The 14,055-nt window shown below is 63.9% G+C and carries 20 protein-coding genes; 5 read left to right on the top strand and 15 right to left on the bottom strand.

Annotation, left to right across the window (positions count from 1 at the left end; all coding sequences use genetic code 11):
* The first annotated feature begins 13 nt into the window (after positions 1-13).
* The 4 genes from ACXAF3_RS01995 to ACXAF3_RS01980 all read left to right on the top strand — a co-directional run bounded on the left by ACXAF3_RS01995 (position 14) and on the right by ACXAF3_RS01980 (position 2,814).
* Positions 14-904: a ribose-phosphate pyrophosphokinase gene (locus ACXAF3_RS01995; protein WP_323844325.1), complete on the top strand. Its 891-nt coding sequence runs from the start codon at positions 14-16 to the stop codon at positions 902-904.
* On the top strand, positions 901-1,599 hold the full coding sequence (locus ACXAF3_RS01990; RefSeq protein WP_323844326.1) for a lycopene cyclase domain-containing protein: 699 nt from the start codon (positions 901-903) through the stop codon (positions 1,597-1,599). Before ACXAF3_RS01995 ends, ACXAF3_RS01990 begins: the two co-directional genes overlap by 4 nt.
* Positions 1,569-2,492: a DMT family transporter gene (locus tag ACXAF3_RS01985; protein WP_323844327.1), complete on the top strand. Its 924-nt coding sequence runs from the start codon at positions 1,569-1,571 to the stop codon at positions 2,490-2,492. The genes ACXAF3_RS01990 and ACXAF3_RS01985 overlap by 31 nt, the downstream gene beginning before the upstream one ends.
* A 232-nt stretch (positions 2,493-2,724) precedes the next feature.
* Entirely contained in the window at positions 2,725-2,814 is a 90-nt protein-coding gene (locus ACXAF3_RS01980; RefSeq protein ID WP_422732604.1) for a nuclear transport factor 2 family protein, read from the top strand.
* Positions 2,815-2,867: 53 nt separating this feature from the next.
* On the opposite strand, the gene ACXAF3_RS01975 is transcribed toward ACXAF3_RS01980, so the two are convergent.
* The 13 genes from ACXAF3_RS01975 to ACXAF3_RS01915 all read right to left on the bottom strand — a co-directional run bounded on the left by ACXAF3_RS01975 (position 2,868) and on the right by ACXAF3_RS01915 (position 9,687).
* Positions 2,868-3,281 (bottom strand): heavy metal-responsive transcriptional regulator, encoded by a 414-nt coding sequence (locus ACXAF3_RS01975; protein WP_323844328.1) that lies wholly within the window; start codon positions 3,279-3,281, stop codon positions 2,868-2,870.
* Positions 3,265-3,549 (bottom strand): thioredoxin domain-containing protein, encoded by a 285-nt coding sequence (locus tag ACXAF3_RS01970; RefSeq protein WP_475110622.1) that lies wholly within the window; start codon positions 3,547-3,549, stop codon positions 3,265-3,267. The genes ACXAF3_RS01975 and ACXAF3_RS01970 overlap by 17 nt, the downstream gene beginning before the upstream one ends.
* 19 nt (positions 3,550-3,568) lie before the next feature.
* Positions 3,569-4,528 carry an NHL repeat-containing protein gene (locus tag ACXAF3_RS01965; RefSeq protein WP_475110621.1) on the bottom strand — a complete coding sequence of 320 codons (960 nt, stop codon included), beginning with the start codon at positions 4,526-4,528 and terminating at the stop codon, positions 3,569-3,571.
* A gap of 20 nt (positions 4,529-4,548) precedes the next feature.
* Positions 4,549-5,448: a transporter gene (locus ACXAF3_RS01960; RefSeq protein WP_475110620.1), complete on the bottom strand. Its 900-nt coding sequence runs from the start codon at positions 5,446-5,448 to the stop codon at positions 4,549-4,551.
* On the bottom strand, positions 5,441-5,752 hold the full coding sequence (locus ACXAF3_RS01955; RefSeq protein WP_475110619.1) for a heavy-metal-associated domain-containing protein: 312 nt from the start codon (positions 5,750-5,752) through the stop codon (positions 5,441-5,443). The genes ACXAF3_RS01960 and ACXAF3_RS01955 overlap by 8 nt, the downstream gene beginning before the upstream one ends.
* Entirely contained in the window at positions 5,749-6,060 is a 312-nt protein-coding gene (locus ACXAF3_RS01950) for a heavy-metal-associated domain-containing protein (RefSeq protein WP_475110618.1), read from the bottom strand. Before ACXAF3_RS01950 ends, ACXAF3_RS01955 begins: the two co-directional genes overlap by 4 nt.
* A gap of 4 nt (positions 6,061-6,064) precedes the next feature.
* Positions 6,065-6,421, bottom strand: a complete 357-nt coding sequence (locus ACXAF3_RS01945; protein ID WP_475110617.1) for a hypothetical protein — start codon at positions 6,419-6,421, stop codon at positions 6,065-6,067.
* Between the two features lie 298 nt (positions 6,422-6,719).
* Entirely contained in the window at positions 6,720-8,120 is a 1,401-nt protein-coding gene (merA, locus tag ACXAF3_RS01940; RefSeq protein WP_475110616.1) for a mercury(II) reductase, read from the bottom strand.
* A gap of 12 nt (positions 8,121-8,132) precedes the next feature.
* A complete protein-coding gene (locus ACXAF3_RS01935; RefSeq protein WP_475110615.1) occupies positions 8,133-8,285 on the bottom strand; it encodes a hypothetical protein in 153 nt (50 codons plus the stop codon).
* 4 nt (positions 8,286-8,289) lie between these two features.
* Positions 8,290-8,565, bottom strand: a complete 276-nt coding sequence (gene merP / locus ACXAF3_RS01930; RefSeq protein WP_475110614.1) for a mercury resistance system periplasmic binding protein MerP — start codon at positions 8,563-8,565, stop codon at positions 8,290-8,292.
* Positions 8,566-8,604: 39 nt separating this feature from the next.
* Positions 8,605-8,943: a mercuric transporter MerT family protein gene (locus ACXAF3_RS01925; RefSeq protein WP_475110613.1), complete on the bottom strand. Its 339-nt coding sequence runs from the start codon at positions 8,941-8,943 to the stop codon at positions 8,605-8,607.
* Between the two features lie 58 nt (positions 8,944-9,001).
* Positions 9,002-9,406: an Hg(II)-responsive transcriptional regulator gene (merR, locus tag ACXAF3_RS01920; RefSeq protein WP_475110612.1), complete on the bottom strand. Its 405-nt coding sequence runs from the start codon at positions 9,404-9,406 to the stop codon at positions 9,002-9,004.
* Positions 9,385-9,687: a tRNA-dependent cyclodipeptide synthase gene (locus ACXAF3_RS01915; protein ID WP_475110611.1), complete on the bottom strand. Its 303-nt coding sequence runs from the start codon at positions 9,685-9,687 to the stop codon at positions 9,385-9,387. The genes merR and ACXAF3_RS01915 overlap by 22 nt, the downstream gene beginning before the upstream one ends.
* 143 nt (positions 9,688-9,830) lie before the next feature.
* Between ACXAF3_RS01915 and ACXAF3_RS01910 the strand changes: the two genes are divergently transcribed.
* The gene (locus ACXAF3_RS01910) at positions 9,831-10,166 is read left to right on the top strand and encodes a YnfA family protein (RefSeq protein ID WP_475110789.1); all 336 of its coding nucleotides are present in this window, start codon (positions 9,831-9,833) and stop codon (positions 10,164-10,166) included.
* A gap of 346 nt (positions 10,167-10,512) precedes the next feature.
* Here the strand turns inward: ACXAF3_RS01910 and ACXAF3_RS01905 are convergent, their stop codons facing one another.
* Both ACXAF3_RS01905 and ACXAF3_RS01900 read right to left on the bottom strand, forming a co-directional pair.
* A complete protein-coding gene (locus ACXAF3_RS01905) occupies positions 10,513-10,851 on the bottom strand; it encodes a P-II family nitrogen regulator (RefSeq protein WP_475110610.1) in 339 nt (112 codons plus the stop codon).
* A gap of 80 nt (positions 10,852-10,931) precedes the next feature.
* The gene (locus ACXAF3_RS01900; RefSeq protein ID WP_475110609.1) at positions 10,932-14,051 is read right to left on the bottom strand and encodes an efflux RND transporter permease subunit; all 3,120 of its coding nucleotides are present in this window, start codon (positions 14,049-14,051) and stop codon (positions 10,932-10,934) included.
* Positions 14,052-14,055 lie beyond the last annotated feature (4 nt).

Below are 14,055 nucleotides of genomic sequence, written 5' to 3'. Positions count from 1 at the left end.
CGAGGACAGAGAAATGGCTGGCACAATTTTTAGCCTCCATCCCAACCGGGCGTTGGCTGCGGAACTGGCAAAGCGACTCGGCGCCGCCGAGGGGAGACTGGATACGCGGCATTTTCCCGATGGCGAAAGCTATTTCCGCGTCCTCGACGAGGTGCGCGGGCAAAATCTGGTGCTGCTGGCGGACCTGCACCGGCCTGACCGCAACACGCTGCCCGCCCTGCTGCTGGCGGGCACCCTGCGCGACCTGGGCGCGGAATCCCTGCTGCTGGCCGCGCCCTACCTGCCCTATATGCGCCAGGACAAACGCTTTCACCCTGGCGAGGGCGTCACCTCGCGCTATTTCGCCAGACTGGTTTCAACAAGTTTCGATGGCCTGGTCACCGTGGACCCGCACCTGCACCGCTATGCATCGCTGGCGGAAATCTACACGATACCGGCACTGGCCCTGCAGGCCGCACCGCTGATCGCCGAATGGATTGCGGCGAATATCGACAATCCGCTGCTGATCGGTCCCGACAGCGAAAGCGCACAGTGGGTCGAGGCGGTGGCCGGACGCGCCGGTTCACCCTTTACGGTCCTGCACAAGGTGCGCCACGGCGATCGCGACGTGGAGGTCAGCGCGCCGGATATCGCGCGCTGGCGATCGCACACGCCGGTACTGGTGGACGATATCGTCTCCAGCGGCCACACCATGCTGGAAACCCTGAAACAGCTGCAGCGCCTCGGCCTGCCGAAGGCGGTGTGCATCGGTGTGCACGGCGTCTTTGCCGGGGAGGCCGCGACCCAACTGGCATCCGCCACGACGCGCGTGGTGACCAGCAACTCCATCCCCCACCCGAGCAATGCCATCGATATCGCCGGCCTGCTCGCCGACGGGGTGCGTGCGCTGGAGGCGCGGGGGTGAAGTTCGCCTACCTGACCTGGAGCCTGATCCTGCTGGGGATCTGGGCGCTGATCTACGCCGCACGCCCGGCGCTGCGCCGCAGGATGTGGCTGGCCGGCCTGTGCACCGCGCCGCTGGGACTCACCGAGCCGCTGTTCGTGCCGGACTACTGGCAGCCGCCGACCCTGTTCGACCTGGCTGCGCGCACCGGCTTCGACCTGGAGAGCCTGCTGTTCGCCTTTGCCGCCGGCGGCATCGCCAGCACCCTCTACCCGGCGCTGGTGCCGGTGCAGGAGAAAGGCGTCGAGCCCTGCGAACGGCGGCACCCGCGGCACCGCTGGCACCGGCTGATGCTGTCGGTGCCCTTTGTCGCCTTCGCCATCCTGTACCTGGCGACGGATTTGAACCCCATCTACACCGCCTCCCTGGCAATGTTGCTCGGCGGCCTGGCCACCGGCCTCTGTCGCCCGGACCTGTGGCGCCCGATGTGCATTGCCGCGCTGCTGTTTACCGCACTGTACTTCCTCTACTTCGCATCACTGGCCGCCGTCTATCCGGACTATGTGTCGCGGGTCTGGCGGCTGGAGCGGCTCAGCGGACTGCTGATCGGCGGCGTACCGCTCGAGGAACTGCTGTTCGCGGCAACCCTGGGGCTGATGTGGGGTTCGCTCTACGAGCACCTGGCGTGGCGGCGCTACGCGAGGCACCGCAGCTGATGCCGGCGGCAAGCCGTGAAAACAGGCTGCTCGCCTGGATATGGATGCCGGTGGTGGCCCTACTCTGGGCCATCTGCTTTCCGTTTATAACCATCGGCCTTCCCCACGCCCCTCCCCTGTTTTTTGCGGCCCTGCGGGCCTTGCTGTCCGGTTTGCTCCTGGCACTGGTGGCGATATTGCAGTCGCGCAGGCACGGCTTGAGACTCCGCCGGCGCGACTGGCCAGCCCTCGCTGCTATCGGGCTTACGTTTACTGCGATGGGGTTCGGGGGGATGTTTCTCGGCGCCGGCCGCCTCTCTCCCGGGCTGGCTACGGTGCTCGCATCCACCCAGCCGTTGCTAGCCGCGCTGATGGCGGCCGCCTGGCTGGATGAGCCGCTGACGCGGTGCGCCCTGCTCGGTTTCACCGTTGGTTTTGCCGGAGTCACCCTCTTGTCCCTGGGGGGAACGGACGGCGGGGATAATGGCTATATCGCCGGAGTGGCCTGGGTTCTTGTCGCTGCCATCGGCACTGCCGCGGGCAACGTGCTGCTCAAGCGCTGCGCGCAGGGCGCCGTGCTGTTGCCCATGGCCGTGCAGCTCGTTATCGGCAGCGGCCTGCTGCTGCTCGCCTCGGCAATCGCCGAAGAGCCCTGGAGCGTGCACTGGACGCTGGGTTTCAGCGGTTCGCTACTGGTCCTGTCCGCCCTGGCTACTGCGTTGATGGTAGTTCTCTGGTATTGGCTGCTGGCAAAGATGCCCCTGGGCCGCTTGAATGTGTTCAGCTTTCTCACCCCGGCATTCGGCTTGGCCATTGGCTACCTGTACTTCGGTGAGCGACTCGATACCGGACAAGCAGCGGGTATCGCCGTGATCCTGCTTGGCATCGTCATATTGCAATTCGAGGACCGCTAAACATTGCAACAGTTGTCCGAGGGTTCAAACGCTACGGAGGATCAACCCTTGCGGTCGATATTTGCTTGTCAATTTGATCTCGACATAGCTCTTCGCTGAGTTCGAATTCGATCGTCGTGTGGGCTCGGAAACCAAAGTCCAGTTTCATTTTTTATTATTCCCCGCGGCACCACAGCAACAGCATTGCAGCTGCACCGGCGGACAGGGCAAAGAGCCGTAGGAACAGAATACGGTGCTGGACCTGCAAAGCATGGAAACCCTTGTGCTCAAACGCAGCGACGGCGACTGGAAAATCGTGCACGTGCACTGGTCGAGCAAATAGGGAATTGGGAGGAATTTAGGAAACTTTACATTTCCAGAGAGAGGAATTGGCAGCTATCCATTCTGCTCCCTTTCTTCATGATTGCCCTCAATATTCTGCAAGATCGGGCAGCCGTCCACATCGGCGCGACACAGGCTGGTCAACAGGCGCAGCTCGTCGCGCAGGTGGGCCAGGTCCGCAAGGCTCGCCTCCAACTGTTCCAGCTTGGCCTGCGCCAGGCGCCGCACCTGGGGCTTGGCGCCCTGCGGGTTTTCACGGAACTCGAGCAGCCGGGATATCTCCTCGAGACTGAAGCCCATTTTCTGCGCGCGGCGGATAAAGCGCAGGCGCGACAGGTCCTTCTCGGAATAGAGACGCAGGCCGGCGCCATCGCGCGCAACCGCTGGCAGCAGGCGGATTTTTTCGTAGTAGCGCAGGGTGTCCACGCCGACACCCAACGCCGCCGCGACTTCACCGATGCGTTTCACGATGCAAAGTCTCCAGGCGCGCGGCGATGGCTGCGCGCAGTTTTTTCCTGGAAAAAAAAGCCAGCGGCAGCAGCTGCCCGTCCACGGCCACCGCCGGGGAAGCCGTGACGCCCAGTTGCACCGCGTAGTCGATCTCTTCCACCAAATCCAGCTCCCGGTACTCCAGCCGCGGGTCATCCAGCTCGTCGATCACCTCCGCGAGCAATGTCCTGGCCCGCCGGCAGGCGCCGCAACCGTTGGCGATGAGCAGTTCCACCTGTACTGGCATGTGACGTCTCCGCTCGATATCAGTCTTCAGTTTGCGGCAGCGGGCGCCATTTCTCCACCCGATTGTCGGCGTAGTTGGCGCTCCAGACACTGCCATCGGCGTCGACGGCCACGGCGATTTGTGTGTGGCCCGGGCCGCGCGAAGGGCTGCCGAAGGCGGTCAGGAAGCGGCCGTCGGCACTGAATTTCTGGATGCGGTCGTTGTAGAAGTCGGCGACGAAGACGCTGCCGTCCGCGGCCGCGGCCACCGAGGTGGCGGTGGCGAACCAGCCGCGAAAGGGACCGAAGATATTGGCGGCGAAGGGGCCGCCCCACTTGCGCACCAGGACGCCATTGGCGTCGAACTGCTGGATGCGGTCGTTGTAGCCGTCGGCCACGTAGAAGCCGCCGCCGGCTACCGCCACATCGGTGGGGTAGCTGAACTCGCCGGCGCCGCTGCCCCGGCCGCCCCAGCGGTGCAGCAGTCGGCCGTCCGCATCCAGGTGCAGAATGCGCTGGCCGTAGGTGTCGGCCACCAGCAGCGAGCCGTCCCCGCGCACGGCGACGCCGCCGGGGCTGTCGAGGCCGGTGCCGGCGCCGAGGGTGCGCAGGTGCCTGCCGTCGAGGGCAAAAACCTGGATCACGTCTTTGAAGTAATCCGGCACGTAGAGGCGCCCGCCGGCGATGGCCAGGTTCATCGGCCGTTCGAGCACCCCGCTGCCGAAGGCGCGGCGGAAGTTGCCGCGCTGGTCGAACACCTGGATGCGGCGGTTGCGGGCGTCGGCCACGAATATCTCGCCGTCGCTGACCGCAATGCCGGTGGGGTCGTTGAACTGCCCGGGATCGCTGCCCCTGCCACCCCAACTGTCGACCAGTTGGTAGGGCGGCTCGCGGTCCCAGTGGACGGCGCCACCGGCGTAGAGAACGGCGTAAAGAACGGCAAAGAGAAGCGCGACGAGCAGCGCAGTGAGCGCGACCAGGCGGTGGATACCTCTGCCCATTTCCATCTCCCCGAAAGCTCTCAGAAGTTGTGACGGAAGCCGGCGCGCACTATGTAGTCGTCCTCCAAGGCGTCGCCGTGGGGATTGCTGGCAACGGGCAACTGCACCGCGCCCTCGAGGATCCAGCGCTGGGTCACATACTGCAGTCCGGGCGCCAGCAGCCACTGGGTGCCGCCCGAGTTGGGGTCGCGGCCTATGCCGCGCTCATCGTCGATATCGCGCCCGGTGTGGGACAGGTTGGATTCCAGCACCAGATAGAGGAAGGCTGGCGTACCTCCGGTCAATTCGCGCGGCCAGGCGCGGTACTGCAGGGAGGCGTCGAAGCGCCACTGGTTGCCGGGATCGAAGCCGTCGTGACGGCCGTTTTCGCGGTAGAGCAACTGGCTGTCGATCTGGTATTTCAGCGTCTGCCAGGTGACCACCACACCGCCGAAGACGTCCCAGCCGCCGCTGCCCGCCTGCAGCGGCCGCGGCAGGCGGCCGACGGCATCGCGGTCGCTGTCGTCGCCGGTGGGCGCTTCCAGGCCGAGCAGTGGCGCTATGCGGAAGGTGGCGCCCTTGGAATCGCGCTTGTAGAGGGTGTAGCGGGCGAACAGGGCCAGGTCGCCGATGCCGCCAGTGTCGCGTTGCAGACGTCCGCCGGGGGTGGTGAGGCGCAACTTCCTGTCAAAGAAGTATGGCAGCGCGGCAAACAGTGCCAGGCGCGAGTTGGCGCCGTAGCCCAGCACGCTGCCCAGGGCATCTACCGACACCTCTCGGTTCAGTGGGCCGTCGTCCGAGCGCCGGCGCCGTATCAGTTGCTCGCGCCAGACGAACTCGCCCTCGGCCACCGGCAGCGCCGTGTTGAAGGTGATGGGCGCGGCCTGCGCCGCGCCACTGAGCGACAGCAGCAGGCACAGCGCCGCGGTGTGCCTAGCCACCGCCGGCTTCCCGGAAGGAGCGCAGAGTGAAGCCCGCCTGCTCCACGGCGCGGCGTGCGCGCGCCTCGCTGAGGGTGGCGCCTTCACGCATGGTGACCCGCACCAGGCTGTTGGCAATATCCACCCGGACCTGCGCCACGCCGTCTATTGCCCGCAGTTTTTTCTCTATGCCGTAGGCGCAGAAGGGACAGGCCAGGCCGTCGACGCCCAGTTCATATTGCCGGCTTTCCGCCAGCAGCGGCAGGCTCAGCAGCAGCCCGGCCAGCAGCGGCAGCAGCTGCCTCGGCAGCGACAGTCCGTTCACGACTTTTCCTCGCCGCGGGTCTCACCGCGAGTAAAGGTGCGCAGGCTGAAACCGGCCTTTTCCACCTGTTCGCGCGCCTGTTCTTCCGTCAGCGATGCGCCCTCGCGCATGTGGATGACCAGCAGGCCCTTGTCCAGGTCGGCATCGACCGACTCAACGCCGTCTATCCGCTTGAGGCGCTTTTCCACCCCGGCGACACAGAAGGGGCAGGCCATGCCGTCCACGCCCAGGCGATATTGCGGCCCGTCGGCCCGGGCAGCGGCGGCCAACAGGCAGGCGCCCAACAGTAGAAATCTGAATATCCTCATCGGCTTATCCTTTCAGCCATTGCACCAGTGGCAGCAAAGCGTAGGCGGCGAAGAGCGACGCCGCGAGCAGCGCGGCGTTAAGCCGCAGGATGCGCTGCTGCCATTTGCGCCGCCTTCCCGATGCCGGATCGCACAGGCGCGCCTTGCGCAGGCGCCGGCCGCTGTAGGCCAGCACCAGCGCGGTGAAGGTAAAGGTAATCCCCTTGTAGTGGGACAGCCACACCAGCCAGGGGGCCCCCGCCACCAGCGAGGCCACCACGCCGCCGAAGCCCAGCGCCACCAGGGTGATGGGCAGGGCGCAGCAGCTGGTGCCCAGCAGCGCCAGCCCGAGACCACCGGCCAGGGAGGCATCGGTTCGCACCACTTCCCTGGCCGGTGGTTCCGGGACTCGCGCCGTCACTGCTGGGAGTTTGCCTCGGCGGGCGGACACAGGGGGCAGGAACCGGCTTGTGCGCCCCAGGCGACAGCGCCAGCCAGCGACAGTACTAAGACCACTGCAGTTGCGATTTTCATTGTCAGTCTCCTTGGTTTTGCGTTAAAGCCTGGGAAGGCTAGCAGCTGGAGCCGACTCCAGGTCAAGGGTTCTGTTGGGGAGGCGGATGCCGGCGCCGACGCCCACCTTGTACCCGACCTTGTTCCTTAAGATGCCGATGTACGGATTAGCCGGCACAACAGGACAGGCGCTTCACATCCCCGGCGAAGGTTTGCGCGCAGAGCTTGAGCCCCTCCACCATGGTCAGATAGGGGAATAGCTGGTCCGCCAGCTGCTCCACCGTCATGCGGTTGCGCAGGGCCAGGGCCGCGGCCTGGATCACCTCACCGCCTTCGTGGGCCAGCACCTGGACGCCGAGCAGCCGGTGGCTGCCGGCCTCGGCCACCAGCTTGATAAAACCGCGGGTGTCGAAGTTGGCCAGCGCACGCGGCACGTTTTCCAATTCCAGCACGCGGCAGTCGGTCTCTATGCCGCGCACATGGGCCTCCTGCTCGGACAGGCCCACGGTGGCCACCTGCGGGTCGGTGAAGATGACCGCGGGCATGGCGGAAGTGTCCAAACGGGCCTCGCCACCGGTCATGTTGATGGCCGCGCGGGTGCCCGCCGCCGCGGCCACGTACACGAACTGGGGCATGTCGCTGCAGTCGCCGGCGGCATAGATATGCGGCATGGAAGTGCGCAGAGTCTCGTCCACGCGAACGGCGCCGCCGGGTTCGGTCTCCACGCCGATGGCTTCCAGGCCCAGGCCGCAGGTATTCGGGTTGCGCCCAGTGGCCACCAGCAGCCGGTCACCGCGGATCTGCCCGCTGTTGGTGTCGAGAATGAACTCCCCGTCCCGGTAATCGACGTGGCTGGCCTGGGTCTGCCCCAGCACGCGGATGCCCTCGTCTTCGAAAGCGCGGGTCAGGCCTTCGCCCAGCAGCGGCTCCTCGCGGAACAGCAGGCTGCTGCGCGCCAGCACGGTAACCCGGGACCCCAGGCGGCGGTAGGCCTGGGCCAGCTCCACGGCCACCACCGAGGAGCCGATCACCACCAGGTGTTCCGGCGCCTGGTCGGCGAAGACGGCGTCGTCGGAAGTCCAGTAGGGAGTGTCCGCCAGACCCGGGATGGGCGGCAGCGCCGGGCTGGCGCCGGTGGCGATCAGGAACTGGTCCGCACTGAGGCGCTCCTCACTGCCGTCCGCGCGCGCAATCGACAGGGTGTGGGCGTCGGCGAAGCGGGCGCGGCCGCGCAAAAGGTGGATCTCCGGATTGGTATCCAGGATGTGCTGGTACTTGGCCGCGCGCAGCTCCTCCACCCGCGCCTGCTGCTGGCGGATCAGCTGCGGGCGGTCGACGGCGGGTTCGGCGTCGGCGATGCCGGCAAAGGGATTGCGGCGCTGTTGCTCGGCCAGCTGTGCGGCGCGAATCAGTATCTTCGAAGGCACGCAGCCCACGTTGACGCAGGTGCCACCGATCACTTCGCCGGCTTCCACCAGGGTGACGCGCGCGCCGCGGTCGACGGCCTGAATGGCGCAGGCGAAGGCGGCGGAGCCGCTGCCGATGATGACAATGGATACAGGTTTCACATTTTCCTCTCGTCAGGTCTGGCAGCGGCTGAGAAAGCCCAGGCCCACCGCCGCCCCCAGGCTGGCGATGGCCGGGAAGCAGACGGCACAGCCGGCCGCCGATACCAGTGCACCCAAGGCGCCGAGCTTGTCGCCGATACGCGCCAGCAGCGGGCCCGGTTTCACGGCGTTACTCCACGACGGTGGACGGATAGCCGGCGTTGGTGGTGGCTTCCACCAGCGCCGCGGTGCTGGTGGCAGTGTCGTCGAAGGTCACCACCGCGCGCTTGTCGTCGAAGCTGACTTCCGCCTTGCGCACACCCTCGAGCTTGTCCAGTGCCTTTTTTACGGTGATGGGGCACATGGCGCAGTTCATGCTGGGCAGATCCAGGGTCACGGTGCGCGTTGCGGTCTGGGCGGACAGGCTGGCGGTGAGCAGGGTCAGGGCGATCAGGATGTTTTTCACGGTATCTTCTCCTCGGTGTTGTCTGAAACGATGGGCGGATCAGGCGATCCACGGAATCCAGTAGTTGCTGGTCACCAGCAGGGCCGCGGCCAGTGCCGCCAGCACGAACAGTATCTGGCGGCGACGGCGCACCCGCGGTGCGGCACAGGCGCTGCCCGGCGCGCAGGGCCCAAACACCTTCCAGCCTGCCCAGCCGAACAGCGTCAGTACCGCCAGGATAAACAGCGGGCGGTAGGGCTCCAGCAGGGTCAGGTTGCCGATCCAGGCGCCGCTGATGCCCAGGGACAGCAATACGAATGGACCGGCGCAGCAAAGTCCGGCGCCTAAGGCGGCGGCGATGCCGCCGATCAGGGGTAATCTGGTGTTGCCGGCGGGCACGGCCTCTCCCTCTTAGGAACTCATGTGCAGAGTTTAGAGGCCGTACCACCGTACGGAGTCAAGCGTCCGGCAACAGGGTTTCGACGATGGGGCAAGGCCCATGGCTGCGATTGGCCTTACAGCTACGCACCAGCCTGTCGAGGACCGCCTGAAGGCGCTGGAGGTCGGTGATCTTGGCTTCCACTGCCGCCAGCTTTTCCGCGGCCATGGCCTGCACCTCGGCGCATTGCCCGCCGCCCAGCGCCAGCAGACCCGCGATCTCCTGAAGCGTGAACCCCAGCTCCTGGGCGCGTTTGATAAACAGCAGGCGCTCGAGGGTCGTCCGCGGGTAAGCTCTGTGGCCCTGTGCGGGCTTTGCCAGCTGCTCGATCAGACCCCGCCGCTCGTAGTAGCGCACCGTCTCCACATGCACGCCAGCGGCCCGCGCCAAGCGGCCAATGGTCAGCGCTTCGTTGCCAGACATGGTTCCACATGCTCCTCTTTCTTCTGCTGCACGATGGCAAAACCGTGGCGTCCGTCCACCAGTTGCGGAAATCCCCGCGCAATCAGCCGGGCCAGGAAGTCCGGGCAGCTCTGGTAACAAAAACAGGCGGACGCACTGCCGGCGATATCCGCAGAGTGCAAAAACAGCGGCAGTTCGGCCAGGAAGTAGCGCACTGCGGTTGAAAGCATCTGTGACCGCACAATCCAGTTGGACGCTCTTTCCCTGGAAAGGATGAGCCAACCGCTTTCGGGTTTTGGCAAAAACTCCGTAGAGTACCCCTCTCTCGCCGTTCTGCTGGGAATACATTGATTAGACCCGAGACTATATATGTCAGCATAATAAACGCTCCGGGCAGACGCCGCTGCCAACGTCTTTTTGAGGTCAATCAACGGTGGAGCTATCGATCTTGATTCTGAAAACAACGGGAATTTACGTAGTAACAGCCCTCGCTGAGATCATCGGCTGCTTTCTGCCCTACCTTTGGCTGCGGAAAGGCGGGCCAATATGGCTGCTGATTCCGGCAGCGATGAGCCTGGCGATCTTCGTTTGGTTGCTCACATTACACCCAGCCGCAAGTGGTCGCGTCTACGCAGCCTACGGTGGCGTCTATGTGGCTACTGCGCTGGTCTGGCTTCGGGTCGTAGATGGGGTAAAGCTGTCCGTCCTCGATTGGGTGGGCGCCGGAGTCGCGTTGCTCGGCATGTCAATCATAGTTCTGGGCTGGCACGGCGAAGCATAGCGGGCCATTGCCCAGTATCCTCAACTGAGTTCGATATCGCCCGCCTACTGCCTTACCTGGACTTGTCTTCTGCCCGGGATCTCCCTGGGAGGCCTCCTTTTACCTCTGCAGCGGCTTTGGCCCAGACAGATGCGCGCTTGGCAAGGGCGACCTCCAGTTACGCCCTGAAATTTCTGATGGCTGGCGATGTCAATTGAGTTGCGGTCAAGGACAACATGACCTGTAGGCACTGTTCTCCATCCAGTGGCCGCTACAGGCGATGTACGTCGTATAGGATAATCATGCATCACCAATACGTCTGCCGCATTCAACCTCAACTTCAAAAAACTGAGGTTGATTAGCCGGCTTATAAAGCGTCGTGATCGCGCTCACTGGTTCGGATCCGAACGACCTGTTCGATGTCTGATACGAAGATCTTGCCGTCGCCTATTTTCCCGGTCTTCGCCGCTTTTTCGATAGCCTCTACACAGGGTTGCACCAGGTCATCGCTGATGACAATGTCCACTTTCAACTTAGGCACGAGATCCGCCATGTCGTCGCGATCAGTACTTAACTCAACATGCCCCATTTGGTTTCCGATACCTTTTACTTCGGTTACGGTAAGTCCCTGTGCGCCGCACAGAACGACAGCCTTTCTCACGTCAGCCAACTTGAAAGGTTTGATTATCGCTTCAATCTTTTTCATGGTTCACTCTCTCTTGAATCAAGAATCCTTGACAGCAAGCGCCCCAGTCTGGCGCTGAGACGCTTGTAGTAATTGGTTGGCTAATCGTGTTTGGCGTTGCGACCGCCATGGACAATCCGATACAACAGCGGTAGCACGAACAGCGTCAACAGCGTGGAAGAGATGATGCCGCCGATCACCACCGTAGCCAGCGGCCGCTGCACCTCAGCGCCAGTGCCGGTGTTGAGCGCCATGGGCACAAAGCCAAGACTCGCCACCAGTGCGGTCATCAGCACCGGACGCAGGCGGATCAGGGCACCGTCGACGATGGACGGCAGCAGGTCGCCGCGCTCCCGCCAGAGTTCGCGGATAAACGACAGCATCACCAGGCCGTTCAACACGGCAACGCCCGAGAGTGCGATAAAACCCACCCCCGCGGAAATGGAGAGCGGCATGCCGCGCAGCCAGAGTGCCAGCACGCCGCCGGTCAGCGCCAGGGGCACGCCGGTAAAGATGATCAGCGCATCCCGCAATGAACCGAAGGCGGTCACCAGCAGGCCCAGAATAATCAGCAGGGTCACTGGCACCACCAGCGACAGGCGCCGGCTAGCGGACTCCAGCTGCTCAAAGGTGCCCCCGTAATCCAGCCAATAGCCCGGCGGCAATTGCACGTCCCTGGCAATCCATTGCTTAACTTCCTTGACGAAAGAGCCGAGGTCACGCTCGCGCACATTGGCGGTAACCACCACTCGGCGCTTGCCGTTCTCGCGACTGACTTGGTTGGGGGCCGGGGCCATCTCGAGGTCGGCGACCTCCGCGAGCGGCACGAAGCCGCCAGCGGGGAGCGGCACCGGCAATTCGCCGAGCCGATCCAGGTCGCGGCGAATGTCTTCCGGCAGGCGTACTACCAGCTGAAAACGGCGGTCGCCTTCATAGATCAGCCCTGCGCTTTCTCCGCCGATGGCGGTGGCCACCAGATCCTGCAGTGTCTGGAGGTCCAGGCCGTAGCGTGCCAGCTGAACGCGTTTCGGCACCACCGATAGTACCGGCAGCCCCTCCACCTGTTCGACACGTGCGTCGGCGGCGCCATCAATGCCCTCCAGCACGGCGAGAATCTCCTTCGCCGAGGCCACCAACTGATCCAGGTCATCGCCGAACACCTTGATGCCGAGATCTGCCCGTACGCCGGAGATCAATTCGTTGAAGCGCATCTCGATCGGTTGGGTGAACTCGTAGTTGTTGCCGGGGAGCTGACGCACCGCGGCCTCGATTTCCTCGATCAATTCATCACGGGGCTTGTCGGGATCCGGCCACTCATTCCGCGGTTTCAGCATCACGAAGTTGTCGGCCACGTTCGGCGGCATAGGATCGGTGGCCACCTCCGGCGTGCCAATCTTGGCGAACACCTTGTCCACCTGGGGGAAGGCTTTGATGCGCTGCTCGAGGATTTCCTGCATCTCCAGCGACTGTTCCAGGCCGGTGCCGGGAATGCGCAGTGCGTGGAGGGCGATATCCCCCTCGTTGAGCTGCGGAACAAACTCAGAACCGAGGGTGGTGGCGAGCCAGGCGCAGAGCACCACCAGCCCGCCGGCTGCGGACAGTACCAGCCAGCGCACTTTCATTGCCGCGAGCAGCAGTGGCCGATACAGGTTTTTTGCGGCAACGATCAGGCGGTTTTCCTTCTCGCTGATCCTGCCGGTCAGGAACACAGCCACCGCCGCCGGCACCACCGTCAGCGACAGCGCCAGCGCCGCCAGCAGCGCCATCACCACTGTGGCCGCCATCGGATGGAACATTTTTCCTTCCACACCGGTAAGCGAGAAGAGCGGGATATAGACCACCGTAATGATAAGCACCCCAAACAGACTCGGGCGAATCACCTCGTTAGTGGCGTGAAACACCAGCTCCAGCCGATCCTGAAGCGGAAGCGTATTACCGTTGCGGCGCTGAGCCTCCGCCAGCCGACGAATGGCGTTTTCAACAATGATCACCGCACCGTCTACAATCAGGCCGAAGTCCAGCGCACCCAGGCTCATCAGGTTAGCGGACACGCCCGTCTTCACCATACCCGCGATGGTGGCCAGCATTGACAGGGGAATTACCGCTGCGGTGATAAATGCCGCGCGCAGATTGCCCAGCAGAAGGAAAAGCACCGCAATCACCAGCAGAGCTCCCTCGACCAGGTTTTTCTGCACCGTACGTATGGCCTTGTCCACCAGTGTTGTGCGATCGTAGACCGCCTCCAGGCGCACGCCTTCGGGAAGGGACGGTTTGATACTCTCCAGTGCTGCGGCCACGTCCCGGGCCACGGCACGGGAGTTTTCCCCCACCAACATCATCGCGGTGCCAAGCACCGTCTCCTTGCCGTCACGGGTGGCGGCACCGGTGCGCAACTCCTTGCCAATGGCTACCTCGGCTATATCGGCAACTTTTACGGGTACGCCATCGCGGTTGGCCACGACGACATTTTCGATATCGGCGATATCTTTAAGCTGGCCCGGCGATCGCACCAGCAGGCGGCGGCCGTTCGACTCCACGAAACCTGCACCGCGGTTGTCATTGTTGCGCCGCAAAGCCTCGATCACCTCTTCCATAGTGAGGTCAAAGGCCAGTATCTTGCGCGGGTTCGGCATTACGTGGTACTGCTTGTCAAAGCCACCGATGGTGTTCACCTCGATGACGCCAGGAACCAGTGCCAACTGTGGTTTGATGATCCAGTCCTGTATCTCTCGCAGTGCGGTCGCGTCATAAGGACGGCCGTCCGCCTGTATCGCGCCCGGCAGTGCCTCCAACGTATACATGAATATCTCGCCGAGTCCGGTGGCGATGGGTCCCATCTCCGGCTCCAGACCCGGCGGCAGCGCGCCCTTGATCGCGCCGAGGCGGGCGTCGATCAGGTTGCGGGCGAAGTAGATGTCGGTGCCCTCCTCGAATACCACCGTCACCTGCGACAAACCGTAACGGGAAAGTGAGCGCGTGTAGGAGAGGTTTGGCAGCCCCGCCAGGGCCGTTTCCACCGGGTAGGTGATGCGCTGCTCCGCTTCCAGCGGCGAGTAGCCCGGAGCCTCGGTATTGATCTGCACCTGTACGTTGGTGATATCCGGCACCGCGTCGATGGGCAGCTTCTGGTAGCTCCAGATGCCCGCGCCGATCAGTACCAATACCAGGGACAGCATCAGGTAGCGCCGCTCAATCGAGAGGCGCAGTATGGCTTCAATCATGACT

The organism is Microbulbifer sp. ABF4_143, assembly GCF_056160225.1.
This window is presented reverse-complemented; position numbering and strand designations above follow the sequence as displayed.

Excerpts from the sequence above, each read along its gene's own strand:
- ACXAF3_RS01995 (WP_323844325.1), top strand. The coding sequence starts at position 14 with ATGGCTGGCACAATTTTTAGCCTCCATCCCAACCGGGCGTTGGCTGCG.
- ACXAF3_RS01970 (WP_475110622.1), bottom strand. The coding sequence starts at position 3,549 with ATGCCAGTACAGGTGGAACTGCTCATCGCCAACGGTTGCGGCGCCTGC.
- ACXAF3_RS01965 (WP_475110621.1), bottom strand. The coding sequence starts at position 4,528 with ATGGGCAGAGGTATCCACCGCCTGGTCGCGCTCACTGCGCTGCTCGTC.
- ACXAF3_RS01950 (WP_475110618.1), bottom strand. The coding sequence starts at position 6,060 with ATGAGGATATTCAGATTTCTACTGTTGGGCGCCTGCCTGTTGGCCGCC.
- merR (WP_475110612.1), bottom strand. The coding sequence starts at position 9,406 with ATGTCTGGCAACGAAGCGCTGACCATTGGCCGCTTGGCGCGGGCCGCT.
- ACXAF3_RS01905 (WP_475110610.1), bottom strand. The coding sequence starts at position 10,851 with ATGAAAAAGATTGAAGCGATAATCAAACCTTTCAAGTTGGCTGACGTG.
- ACXAF3_RS01900 (WP_475110609.1), bottom strand. The coding sequence starts at position 14,051 with ATGATTGAAGCCATACTGCGCCTCTCGATTGAGCGGCGCTACCTGATG.